Below are 11,926 nucleotides of genomic sequence, written 5' to 3'. Positions count from 1 at the left end.
ACATTTTCATCACCTTTACATTCCATTAAAAAACACCTATTTTTACCACCCTAAAAACTCGACATATCGAGTATATAATATACATACAAAACACTTATGAGAAGATTTTTTAGTATTGGTACAGTGTTACTTACCTTTTTTTGTATTGGAACTATTTTCTATCCTCAGGGTAACTTATCTCTAATAATTTCTGTTGTAGCCCTCCTATTTTCTTTTGTTTTATTAAAACTATCTAAGACAACGTTTAAGAAAAACCTGCCTAAGGTATTAATTGTACTAAACATTTTACTTTTAGGATTCTTTATTATAAAACAAGTTGCATTTAAAGAAGAAACTACTAAAAAACCTACGGTAGAAAAAGAACAAACAGATGCACGTGAACTCAAATTGAAAAAAGAGTTAAACCAAATTGAAAAAGAAGAATTGCAACAACAAGAAAAAGCTAAGGTAGATGATGACAGACAACACACTATAGATTCTGGAGAGCGTAAAGAGCGCTTGGTAGACCCTTCTAGTTATAAAAAGAAACCGTTATTCAATTAATTTCGGTTCTGTTAATATCTTACTTATATTTGCAGTCTCAAAAAAATTAAACAAAACAATGGCAAAAAAACCAGGCATAGCAAGAGGAACCAGAGATTTTTCTCCAGTAGAACTAGCAAAAAGGAATTATATTTTTGATACAGTCAAAAAACATTTCCAAACTTTTGGTTTTCAACCTATTGAAACACCTTCTTTTGAGAACTCTGAAACTCTAATGGGAAAATATGGAGATGAAGGAGACCGTTTAATTTTTAAAATTTTAAACTCAGGAGATTTTCTTAACAAAACAAATGAAGAAGATTTACAGGCTAAAAATTCACTAAAAATAGCTACTCAAATCTCTGAGAAAGCGTTACGTTACGATCTTACTGTTCCTTTTGCACGTTATGTGGTAATGAACCAGAACGATATTACCTTTCCGTTTAAACGTTACCAAATACAACCTGTATGGAGAGCAGATAAGCCTCAAAATGGTCGTTATAGAGAGTTTTACCAATGCGATGCCGATGTGGTTGGTTCTACCTCATTATGGCAAGAAGTTGAATTTGTTCAACTATACGATGCTGTGTTTACAGACTTAGATGTAGCGGTGACCATTAAAATGAATAACCGAAAAATACTTTCGGGGATTGCGGAAGTAATTGGTGCTCAAGATAAACTAATTGACTTTACCGTAGCTCTTGACAAACTAGATAAAATTGGTGAGGAAGGAGTTAAAAAAGAAATGCTAAGTAAAGGTATTACCGAGGAAGCCATTACCAAAGTGCAACCTTTATTCAGTTTTACCGGAAGTAATACCGAAAAACTGTCTCAATTAAAAGATATGCTGGCTACTTCCGAAACCGGATTAAAAGGAGTTGAAGAATTGGCTTTTATTATAAATACTATTGAAACCTTAGGCTTACAAAAAGCCACGCTTACTATAGATGTTACCTTAGCCCGTGGACTTAACTACTACACAGGTGCTATTTTTGAAGTGGCTGCTCCTAAAGAAATTGATTTAGGCTCTATTGGTGGTGGTGGCCGTTATGATGACCTTACTGGTATTTTTGGTCTTAAGGATAAAAGTGGTGTTGGTATTTCGTTTGGTTTAGACCGCATTGCTATTGTATTAGAACAATTAAACCTATTCCCTGAAGCTGTTAATGATACTATTGATGTATTATTCATAAACTTTGGAGAAAAAGAGGCGTTAGCTTCGTTTAAACTTGTACAACAATTGCGTACAGCAGGATACAAAGTAGATATGTATCCGGAGGCTGCCAAGCCGGCAAAACAATTTAAGTATGCCAATAAACGAAATGTACCGTTTGTGATTACTATTGGTTCTCAAGAGTTAACAGACGACACATTTATTTGTAAAAATATGCAAACAGGAGAACAAAAAACATACAACACCAAAGACATCTTAACCATTTTTTAAATGAAAAATGCTTTGAATGCTGTAAAATATTTTACGTCATAACCTTTTATAAATTTGTGTAAATAGCTTTTGTCTGTAAAGCTTACCTCCTCTTTAGGTACCCGTCAAAACAAGAGAATTTGGGCTATTTTTGCTACGAGTACTTTAAACAAGTAACCTCAGGAAGTACGAAAGTTATTCTGCACAAAGAATTGCTAAACGCGATAAATAATCGTTTCTTAAAATATGCTGTAGGGAAAGAATTTTAAACAGATGTAGCCCACTGGAGAAGGCTTGGATACAATATTTTATGGCTCTCTTACCTTTATTGTGATCGCAAGAGATAAAAGTAAGGATCCTAGTTGCTTAAACTGCGGTATCATACTGCAAAAATATTTTGCTAAGTTCTCATGCTTTAAGATTAGGCAAATACCCAATTGAACTTGGTTCTGGTTCTTAATTTACCAGAAAATAAAGTTATCTTAGACTTTCTGAACATCTCTGAAGGATATGTAGCTATTAATATCAAACAACTAAAGACAACCTAAGCAGTACCCCAAACACATAAAAATGATTGAATAAAAAAATGGGGAAAATCTTTATCTTGAGTAAAAAATACTGTAAATTAACATAACCCCACTAAAAATTACCCGTAAATTAAACCAAAATTCAAAAGATGGAATTAGGAATTGGAATGTTTGGAGATCTTACCTATAACAATGCTGAAGGAAAATTTCAGTCGGCAAAGGAAAGATTAAGCCAAATGATAGAACAAGTAAAACTAGCCGATGAGTTAGGTATTGATAGCTTTGTATTAGGTGAGCATCACAGACCAGATTATTCGGTTTCTACTCCCGAGATTGTATTATCTGCTTTGTCAACTGTTACTAAAAACATTAAGTTAGCCAGTGGTGTAACCGTGTTAAGCTCTGCAGATCCGGTAAAAGCATTTCAAGATTATACTACGTTAGACTTATTATCAAACGGACGAGCTGAACTTATTGCTGGCCGTGGAAGTTTTACAGAGTCGTTCCCTATATTCGGTCAAAATCTTAATGATTATAATGAGCTTTTTGAAGAAAAGCTTAACTTATTGCTACAATTAAGAGATAAAGAAGTGATAAGTTGGCGCGGTAAATTCCGTACGGCATTAAATGCACAAACCATTTATCCAAGACCCGAGCAACCTCTAAATGTATGGATCGCTGTTGGAGGCACACCAGAGTCTGTATACCGTGCTGCACGTTTAGGTGTACCAATCATTTTTGCTATTATTGGTGGATCACCAAAACAGTTTACTCCACTTATAGAGTTCTACAAAGAACAGTATGAAAAGTATGGGCATGATATAAGTAAAATGCAAATTGGAGTACACTCACATGCTTTTGTAGTAGAAAACAAGGATAATTTAACAGAAAACTATTTCCCTTATTATGCTGCCCAAATGAACCGTATTGGAAGACAACGTGGTTGGTCTCCGTATTCGCAAATGCAGTTTTTAGGAGGCATGAGTCCGGAAGGTGCTTTGTACATGGGTGAGTCTGATATGGTAGCCGATAAAATTATAAATACCATTGAAATGTTCGGACTTACGCGTTGGGTAGCTCATATAGATGTAGGAGGACCTAATCATAAAGACCTTATGAAGGCTATTGAATTATATGGTACTAAAGTAGTACCACAGGTAAAAAAAGCATTGAAAAAAGATTAAATAAAACACTAAAAAAATGGATACAGTTAAAGCGTATGGTGCGCAAAGCTCCACATCTGAATTAGATTTATTAAGTATTGACAGAAGAGATGTTTTAGGTACCGATGTAAAGATTGATATTTTATACTGTGGTGTTTGTCATAGCGACATCCATACCGCTAGAAGTGAATGGGGTCCTGCTAAATACCCTGTAGTTCCCGGACATGAAATTATAGGTAAGGTGCTGGAAACTGGAAAAGAGGTAACTAAATTTAAAGTAGGTGACCTTGTAGGTGTTGGTTGTATGGTTGACTCTTGTAGAGAATGTACCTCTTGTAAGGAAGGACTAGAACAGTATTGTGAGAATGGTGCTACCTATACCTATGGTAGTATAGACAAGCATTTGGGCGGACATACTTTTGGAGGGTATTCTGAAAGCATTATAGTAGACGAGGCCTTTGTATTAACTATTCCTGAAAATTTAGATGCTGCTAAGGTAGCTCCATTACTTTGTGCAGGTATTACTACTTGGTCACCTCTGCGTCACTGGAATATCCAAAGAGGAGATAAAGTAGGAGTTATTGGCTTGGGCGGTTTAGGACATATGGGCATTAAATTTGCTCATGCAATGGGCTGCCACGTGGTCATGATTACCAGATCAGCTAGTAAAGCTGCCGATGCTAAAGCGTTGGGTGCCGATGAAATTTTATTATCGACCGACCCTAAGGCTATGAAAAAACATGCAGATAGTTTTGACTTTTTATTAAACACCGTTCCGGTAAGTCATGATGTGAATCCTTATGTAAATTTATTGAAGCGTGATAAAACCATGGTATTGGTTGGTGCCATAGAACCCCTACCTAATGTACATGGTGGAGGATTGGTAAGAAAACGTAAAAACATTGCAGGTTCGTTAATTGGTGGTATCCCTGAAACACAAGAAATGTTAGATTTCTGTGGAGAACACAATGTGGTTTCCGATGTTGAAATGATTACCATTCAAAACATCAATGAAGCATGGGATCGTGTGGTAAAAGCCGATGTAAAATACCGCTTTGTAATTGATATGAAATCGTTAAAAGAAGTATCTTAAACCCAGCTAAAAATAAAGATTAAAATAAACCGTACCTTAACAGTTACTGAAATTAGTTATTAAAAATAACCAATAGATGTAATGGTAAGATACGGTTTATACTGTTATTAACCCCAACTATTTTTATTTCACCCCTACAAAAATTTCAGCTTCGCCATCGTATGGATTTTGTGCTTTTTCACCGTACACTTCAAAATCTGCTAGATAGCTTCTCTCAAGAGGTGTTTTCCAAATCTGCATCCAGGTATTTATTACAGCATCTTTGGTTAAATCTCCTTTGGCTGTAAATTTGGTAAAATTACCCGCATCAAAAGACCGCCCCACCATTCCTTCAGGAATAGTGTCCAACATTCCTACTCTGCAACCAATAATCATATCATACGGTTTTGTATAATCACTTTCATAATTGGTATATACTGCCACTATTTCGTCATCAATTCTATTAGGTATTCTCTCCGCTATACTTTTCCCCATAAATTTATTCCAAAGAGCAGGAATATCGATATCGGCTTTACCAGAGTCGTTAGACGTTCTTATTTTTAACCCTATAATTTTTACTGGTTGCATGGCTACATTTTCCATAAAATTTTGATTTTAAGTTATTAGTAATGCAAAAGTAAAACAGGGTTATGACAAGGGTATGTCATGGGTTTTCATATATTTTTCTTTACAAATGTTAAAATATTCTTGCATAGTCATTTTATGCGGTTCAAATCTATCATTCAAAACCGATAGTTGCTGAATTAAATCTATTCGAAAAGTTCTGAATTCATTACGTAACCTGCAAAAAGCAATAAGTAGCCAATTCCCCTGAGTGCTATAAATAGCAAAAGGTTCCACTATACGGTGCGTAAAATTGTTTTCTAAAGAGTTATAGGCAATATCTAATAACTGAAAGTTAGTTAATGCCGCTTGTATGGTAATTAGGTACTTTGCTGGGTTATTAGCTGATGCATTATTCCTAACCCAAATTCTATCCGACAGTAAATCTGTTTTCTCTTTTTGTGAATACTGTAATACCGATTTTATTTTTGTAATCGCATTATTATAGTTTTCAATCAACGACACATCACTATTGTGTTCTATCATTTGTGCAACGGTTATAAGCGCATTTGCCTCATCTTCAGTAAACATTACCGGTGGTAATTTATAGCCTTCCATTAAACTATATCCTTTCCCTTCTTCGGTAATTATAGGAATACCCGAATTTTCCAAAGTACGTATATCCCTATATATAGTTCGAACACTAACCCCATATTTAATAGCCAAGCTTTTAGCAGTAGTAATACACTGTGATTGTAAATCGGTAACAATAGCAGTTAACCTTGTAATTCTGGGCTTTTCATCCATAGCAGTATAGTATCATATAAAACGATAAGTATACTAAAATTTCTTTTACATAGACAAATAAAATACACTTTTAAGAAACAGAATAAGTATATTTATGATCAAGTGAATTTATAAAAAGCATACGAAAATAACCTATAATAAAATTGGCGCTAATTACAACGAAACACGAAAAGCCGTCCCATTTTTAGTTCACTTACTAAAACCTAAAAAAGAAGGCACGTATCTTGACATTGGTTGCGGAACAGTGAATTATACTATTGCACTTTATAAAAAAGTCTTCAGTTGATTGGTGTTGATCCCTCTTTCTTGATGATTGAGAAAGCGAAGCAGAAAACACCAATATTATATGGCAGTTAGGAACTGCAGAAAAAACAAACTTACCCGAAAATAGTGTAGACGGAATTATTGCAATACGAATCATTCATCCCTGGAATGATTCACAAAAAGCGTGTACCAAATTATCTCTTATTATAAAGCCAAAAGGAAAGATGGTAATTTTTACCGCTACTCCCGAACTATATTTTGATACATATATCAGGCACAGTATTTCTTCTTTCTCTTCGCTTGCCAATCGTGAAGAAGTTAACAAAGAATTACTCATGCTAGAACTATACATAGAAACAGGAACTATCAATGAGGTACTAAAAAGACACCGAAACAACTTAGGTGATTATATATATCGTTGTAGAAAAACAAATACCACAGTATTAAAACTACCATCATTTAAAACAACTCAAATACTATTTAAACATTTTAGGTATAAATATTTACCATAATTTTTTCATTAAGTTAGTGTAGTCTCAATCAGTTTTCTATTTTTGTAAGTAACGTTTATAAAAAATAATCTTATAATACAATACTTTTAAAATAGCTTCAGATGAATTTACATGAGTATCAAGGTAAAGAAATACTAGCTTCTTACGGGGTACGCGTTCAGCGTGGTATCGTAGCTAATAATGCTACAGAAGCCGTTGCAGCAGCAAAAGAATTAACAGCCGAAACCGGAACGGGATGGCACGTAATTAAAGCTCAGGTACATGCCGGAGGACGTGGAAAAGGTGGAGGAGTTAAGCTTGCTAAAAATCTTCAGGAAGTTGAAGAAATAGCAGGTCAAATTATTGGAATGGACTTAGTTACACCACAGACTCCGCCAGAAGGAAAGCACGTGAGAAAGGTATTGGTAGCAGAAGATGTATATTATCCTGGTGATAGCGAAACTTCTGAGTTCTATATGTCTGTTTTATTAAATAGAGGTGCCGGAAGAAATATGATTATGTATTCTACCGAAGGTGGTATGGATATTGAAGAAGTGGCTGAGAAAACTCCACATTTAATCTTTACAGAAGAAATTGATCCTGCTGTTGGATTACAAGGTTTTCAGGCGCGTAGAATTGCTTTTAACTTAGGTTTAAGCGGTACTTCATTTAAAGAAATGGTGAAATTCGTAAGTGCTTTATATACTGCTTATGTGAAGTCTGACTCTTCTTTATTTGAAATTAACCCGGTATTAAAAACTTCTGACGATAAAATTTTAGCTGTAGATGCTAAAGTGGTTATTGATGATAACGCACTTTACCGTCATAAAGACATTGCTGAAATGCGTGATGTTACTGAGGAAAATCCTATTGAAGTAGAAGCAAAAGCAGTTGGACTTAACTATGTGGATCTTGACGGTAACGTTGGGTGTATGGTAAATGGTGCCGGACTTGCAATGGCGACTATGGATTTAATTAAACAAGCAGGTGGTGAACCAGCTAACTTCTTAGACGTAGGAGGTACAGCAGATGCTAAACGTGTTGAAGAAGCGTTTAGAATTATCTTAAAAGACGAAAACGTTAAGGCTATCCTTATCAATATTTTTGGTGGTATTGTACGTTGTGACCGTGTTGCTCAAGGGGTTGTAGATGCTTACAAAAACATGGGAGACGCTATTAAAGTGCCTATTATTGTACGTTTACAAGGTACCAACGCAGAAATCGCTAAAGAATTGATTGACAATTCTGGTTTAGCAGTACACTCTGCTGTAATGTTCCAGGAAGCTGCTGATAAAGTAAAAGAGGTTTTAGCATAAGCTAAACACTTACATATAAAATAGAAAAGGAAGTCGATTGGCTTCCTTTTTTTGTTTGGTATGTCTCGTATTGAAATAAGATAATGGTCAAAAATTAGAGAATTCAAGCTATTTTTATTAATAAAAGAAAATAACTGTATTTATCACCACTGTGTTCGCAAACTCATTGAGACTAATACTATACAAATCATTTGAAACTTTTTGAGCCCCTTTAGAAGTATATCTTCCTCCAATAATATAGAGCCTATCTTTGTAACAAAACATTCTACTCCCATAAAGCTCTAAGTTTATCCTATACTTTTTTAATTCTTTTACATGAACATCAAAAGAATACATCAATCCATTTTCAAAAAAATAAATAATATCCTCGTTAACCGCTATTGCTGGTAATTCTAAAAAATCTAAAAATTCACCTTCCTTTTTCCACTCCTTTGTTGCTAAATCAAAACTACGGATTTCACTCCGTTGTCTATCTTTTATTTTGCTAATGGTATATACCTTACCATCAATTAGAACACCTCGTATATTCTCAGCTTCAGGCATATCTTCAGACTCGTACCAATATCCATTAATTAAGTCGAAGAGATGAACCGCATTTGTATAATGAATACCTAATTTATCCTTTTTCACTTCTCCTCCCATACAAACAAAGGTTTCCTTGTATGGTACAACAATAAAATTAACAGCCTGATGAGGATTGGTATAATCTAAGTAAACTGTATCTTTTTTACGATTATAGACCTCTATCACATTATCTAAATATTCCTTTTTACCATTATACGACAAACTTTTTCCCCCAAGAATATAAATATTGTCTTTATAGTTAACCATTTCATGATATGCCCTTTCTCTAAAATCAAGATCAATCGTTTGCCAAGTATTTAGGTATATATCATAAACATACATTTTAGAGTTATATCCTTTATAATTAATTTCATCTTTCAAACGATCCGAAATCATTCCCGCAACTGTATTATAAGAAGCACCTCCATCCGATATATCAAGACTGGTCAAATCTACATATTGATCTATAGGTATATCCTCATTGTATACAGACAAATCTCCACCTTCAATATAAATTTTATCTCCCACCAAGACAGCACCAAAACCGTACACCCCCGACTTTAGTGGCTTTAACTTCTCAAATTTTATGCGACTATGACGTTTTTTCTTATCATATAATACTACTTTATCTAATTCTTCAGGTTTCTTTACCATATAAATTTCCTGATGTGCTACTAAATGTTCATAAGATAGTACTCCCATATTATATTCCGAATGTGTAAATCGGATTGCTACAGTATCTGTGACCATAGACCTAGCTAATATAGCTACCCCCCTTTTATTGGTCTGACCGATTATTTTAGAATCACTAGCACTAATAACCACGTGTTGAAGCGGCATTTTTGTTTCTGAATCGTATACAGAAACAGCTAATTCCTGTCCTATCCCAAATTGGAAAAGGGAAAATACAAAAACATATAAAACACTGACTTTCACGTCATGTAAGATACATTTTATTCTAAAGATTAAAACACTTTCACTCTCTATTTAACTTTATAAATTTTGTAGGATCAACATAACCTTCGGTATTCACCGCATAGCCACCTCCTATATCCATCCCCACTTTATCTCTAATTTCAAAATGTAAATGTGCAGGGTACATTCCGTTATTAGAGCCTATGGTTCCAATCTGAGTTCCTTTACCAACATACATTCCTCTTTTCACTAAAATAGTATCGCAATGAGCATACAATGACTCTACCTGATATATTGAATCTATATAATGCGTTACGCGAATTACATTACCCCAACCACCACCAATATTTTCAGCAAAGGTTACATACCCATTAGTTATAACGTATACAGGATCCCCTAAATCAGAGTTACCACCACGCACCCCATTCCAGTCGTCTCCCAAATGATTGTTTTCTCCAAACTTTTGTGCATTGTAATATCCCTTAGCATTGGGCTTGCCTACAGGATAATCAAAACCATTCGTAAACTTTAGGGTATCATAATGGTCTTGTATAGGTGTAAACTTTTCTACCACTTGCTGTTTTGGTTTTTCACTAGTACAAGAGAAACTACCAAAAACTAAAATCAATAATGCAATTACAAACATTGAGTATCTCATACTATAAACTAATGCTTCAATATAAATAAAATTTCTTTTTATTTTATGACAAAATTCTGCCTGCCCTAACCTTTTTATAACCTTGTTAGTTGCAAACAAAATGTATCTTTACAGCCAAATTAAGTTAGCGTAACTTGTATGGAGTGTATTAGTGTTTTCGACATGCTTAAGATAGGAATTGGTCCTTCCAGTTCTCATACTTTAGGTCCATGGCGCGCCGCCGAACGTTGGTTAGAAGAATTGAAACAACAAAATTGTTTTCAAAATGTTACCAGCATACAAGTACATTTATACGGTTCTCTCTCATTAACGGGAAAAGGACACGCAACGGACACTGCTGTACTCTTAGGGTTATCGGGGCAAGATCCGGAAACCATGCCAATCTCCGATATTGAATTAATTGTACAAAGCATACAAACATTCAGAACATTATCATTAGGAAGTACACATGCTATTCCATTTCAGCCAGAATCTGACATTCTATTTCACCGAGAATTTTTACCCTTTCACTCAAATGGTATTAGATTTCAGGCAATACTAAATGATGGTAGTATCAATGAAGAAACATACTATTCTATAGGTGGTGGTTTTGTGGTAAAAGAAGAACGCGTACACGCTAAAGAAAACAAAGCTATTTTTAAAACATTTCCCTATCCTGTTCATAATGGTAATGAACTTTTAAAGGCGTGCGCAGAAAACGGGTTGAATATCTCGTCATTAGTTTGGGAAAATGAATGTTCTTTAAGAACCCCGGAAGAAATAGATGAAGGATTACAACGTATTTGGAATGTAATGTTAGAATGTATGTATACCGGGTGCCATACCGAGGGCAGATTACCAGGCGGACTTAACGTGAGAAGGCGTGCGTATGATACTCATAAAAACCTTATTGGTGATACACCATACAGTACTCCACAAGAATGGTTAGCTGCCATTCGTAAAACCGAAGTTAAATTCAGACAAATTTTAAAATGGGTAAGCTGTTTTGCGTTATCTGTTAATGAAGTAAATGCCTCGTTGGGTAGAGTAGTGACAGCTCCTACCAATGGTAGTGCGGGAGTAATACCAGCAGTACTTATGTATTACCTAACCATTGAAGACCATAAGGCAGACTTTTCTCAGATAAAACGATTTTTAATGGTAGCTGCTGAAATTGGAAGTATCTTTAAAAAAGGGGCTACCATTAGTGCTGCTATGGGCGGTTGCCAGGCAGAGATTGGAGTTTCCTCAGCCATGGCTGCAGGAGCACTTACCGAATTATTAGGCGGTTCTCATGAACAAGTACTCATTGCCGCAGAGATTGCTATGGAACATCATTTAGGCCTAACCTGCGACCCTATTGGTGGATTGGTACAAGTGCCTTGTATAGAACGAAATGCCATGGGAGCTATTAAAGCTATTAATGCAGCAGAAATGGCGGTAGACACCAATCCTGAAAATGTAAAAGTTCCATTAGACAAAGTAGTAAACACCATGTGGGAAACTGCTAAAGACATGAATACCAAATACAAAGAAACCTCTGAAGGTGGCCTCGCGGTTGCGGTACTCCTATCCGATTGTTAATTTGTAAATTTTACATTAAGTAATTATCATATAAGCAAATAAACTAGCACTTTCTTAACATTAGCATAAAACTATGC

General features: G+C 35.0%; 11 protein-coding genes and 1 pseudogene. 8 read left to right on the top strand and 4 right to left on the bottom strand.

Going from position 1 to position 11,926, the window contains the following annotated elements; genetic code table 11:
* The first annotated feature begins 96 nt into the window (after positions 1-96).
* From NBRC110019_RS06680 to NBRC110019_RS06665, 4 genes are all read left to right on the top strand, one after another.
* Positions 97-543, top strand: coding sequence for a hypothetical protein (locus tag NBRC110019_RS06680; protein WP_281753480.1), 447 nt, complete (start codon positions 97-99; stop codon positions 541-543).
* A 58-nt stretch (positions 544-601) separates the two neighbouring features.
* Entirely contained in the window at positions 602-1,966 is a 1,365-nt protein-coding gene (gene hisS / locus NBRC110019_RS06675; protein WP_281753478.1) for a histidine--tRNA ligase, read from the top strand.
* A 655-nt stretch (positions 1,967-2,621) separates the two neighbouring features.
* Positions 2,622-3,656 (top strand): LLM class flavin-dependent oxidoreductase, encoded by a 1,035-nt coding sequence (locus NBRC110019_RS06670; RefSeq protein WP_281753477.1) that lies wholly within the window; start codon positions 2,622-2,624, stop codon positions 3,654-3,656.
* Positions 3,657-3,672: 16 nt separating this feature from the next.
* On the top strand, positions 3,673-4,728 hold the full coding sequence (locus tag NBRC110019_RS06665) for an NAD(P)-dependent alcohol dehydrogenase (protein ID WP_281753476.1): 1,056 nt from the start codon (positions 3,673-3,675) through the stop codon (positions 4,726-4,728).
* Between the two features lie 123 nt (positions 4,729-4,851).
* On the opposite strand, the gene NBRC110019_RS06660 is transcribed toward NBRC110019_RS06665, so the two are convergent.
* Both NBRC110019_RS06660 and NBRC110019_RS06655 read right to left on the bottom strand, forming a co-directional pair.
* Positions 4,852-5,310 (bottom strand): GyrI-like domain-containing protein, encoded by a 459-nt coding sequence (locus NBRC110019_RS06660; RefSeq protein WP_281753474.1) that lies wholly within the window; start codon positions 5,308-5,310, stop codon positions 4,852-4,854.
* A 45-nt stretch (positions 5,311-5,355) separates the two neighbouring features.
* Complete coding sequence (locus tag NBRC110019_RS06655; RefSeq protein WP_281753473.1) at positions 5,356-6,078, bottom strand: helix-turn-helix transcriptional regulator; 723 nt, start codon at positions 6,076-6,078, stop codon at positions 5,356-5,358.
* A 341-nt stretch (positions 6,079-6,419) separates the two neighbouring features.
* Between NBRC110019_RS06655 and NBRC110019_RS16890 the strand changes: the two are divergent.
* The 3 genes and pseudogenes from NBRC110019_RS16890 to sucC all read left to right on the top strand — a co-directional run.
* Positions 6,420-6,515, top strand: a pseudogene (locus NBRC110019_RS16890) (class I SAM-dependent methyltransferase); the annotation flags it as partial.
* A 51-nt stretch (positions 6,516-6,566) separates the two neighbouring features.
* Positions 6,567-6,854 carry a hypothetical protein gene (locus tag NBRC110019_RS06650; protein ID WP_281753472.1) on the top strand — a complete coding sequence of 96 codons (288 nt, stop codon included), beginning with the start codon at positions 6,567-6,569 and terminating at the stop codon, positions 6,852-6,854.
* Between the two features lie 101 nt (positions 6,855-6,955).
* A complete protein-coding gene (gene sucC, locus NBRC110019_RS06645) occupies positions 6,956-8,149 on the top strand; it encodes an ADP-forming succinate--CoA ligase subunit beta (protein WP_281753471.1) in 1,194 nt (397 codons plus the stop codon).
* Positions 8,150-8,266: 117 nt separating this feature from the next.
* On the opposite strand, the gene NBRC110019_RS06640 is transcribed toward sucC, so the two are convergent.
* The gene (locus NBRC110019_RS06640) at positions 8,267-9,649 is read right to left on the bottom strand and encodes a Kelch repeat-containing protein (RefSeq protein ID WP_281753470.1); all 1,383 of its coding nucleotides are present in this window, start codon (positions 9,647-9,649) and stop codon (positions 8,267-8,269) included.
* A 40-nt stretch (positions 9,650-9,689) separates the two neighbouring features.
* Entirely contained in the window at positions 9,690-10,286 is a 597-nt protein-coding gene (locus NBRC110019_RS06635; protein ID WP_281753469.1) for a M23 family metallopeptidase, read from the bottom strand.
* A gap of 138 nt (positions 10,287-10,424) precedes the next feature.
* Here NBRC110019_RS06635 and NBRC110019_RS06630 point away from each other — a divergent pair, with 138 nt between their 5' ends.
* Positions 10,425-11,849, top strand: coding sequence for an L-serine ammonia-lyase (locus NBRC110019_RS06630; protein WP_281753467.1), 1,425 nt, complete (start codon positions 10,425-10,427; stop codon positions 11,847-11,849).
* Positions 11,850-11,926 lie beyond the last annotated feature (77 nt).

It is taken from the genome of Neptunitalea chrysea (assembly GCF_027924145.1).
Taxonomy (GTDB): Bacteria; Bacteroidota; Bacteroidia; order Flavobacteriales; family Flavobacteriaceae; genus Neptunitalea; species Neptunitalea chrysea.
This window is presented reverse-complemented; position numbering and strand designations above follow the sequence as displayed.

Bases quoted from the DNA above. Each gene is read 5' to 3' on its own strand.
- NBRC110019_RS06665 (WP_281753476.1), top strand. From the start codon at position 3,673: ATGGATACAGTTAAAGCGTATGGTGCGCAAAGCTCCACATCTGAATTA.
- NBRC110019_RS06630 (WP_281753467.1), top strand. From the start codon at position 10,425: ATGGAGTGTATTAGTGTTTTCGACATGCTTAAGATAGGAATTGGTCCT.
- NBRC110019_RS06635 (WP_281753469.1), bottom strand. From the start codon at position 10,286: ATGAGATACTCAATGTTTGTAATTGCATTATTGATTTTAGTTTTTGGT.
- hisS (WP_281753478.1), top strand. From the start codon at position 602: ATGGCAAAAAAACCAGGCATAGCAAGAGGAACCAGAGATTTTTCTCCA.
- NBRC110019_RS06650 (WP_281753472.1), top strand. From the start codon at position 6,567: ATGGTAATTTTTACCGCTACTCCCGAACTATATTTTGATACATATATC.
- NBRC110019_RS06660 (WP_281753474.1), bottom strand. From the start codon at position 5,310: ATGGAAAATGTAGCCATGCAACCAGTAAAAATTATAGGGTTAAAAATA.
- NBRC110019_RS06670 (WP_281753477.1), top strand. From the start codon at position 2,622: ATGGAATTAGGAATTGGAATGTTTGGAGATCTTACCTATAACAATGCT.
- NBRC110019_RS06655 (WP_281753473.1), bottom strand. From the start codon at position 6,078: ATGGATGAAAAGCCCAGAATTACAAGGTTAACTGCTATTGTTACCGAT.
- NBRC110019_RS06680 (WP_281753480.1), top strand. From the start codon at position 97: ATGAGAAGATTTTTTAGTATTGGTACAGTGTTACTTACCTTTTTTTGT.
- sucC (WP_281753471.1), top strand. From the start codon at position 6,956: ATGAATTTACATGAGTATCAAGGTAAAGAAATACTAGCTTCTTACGGG.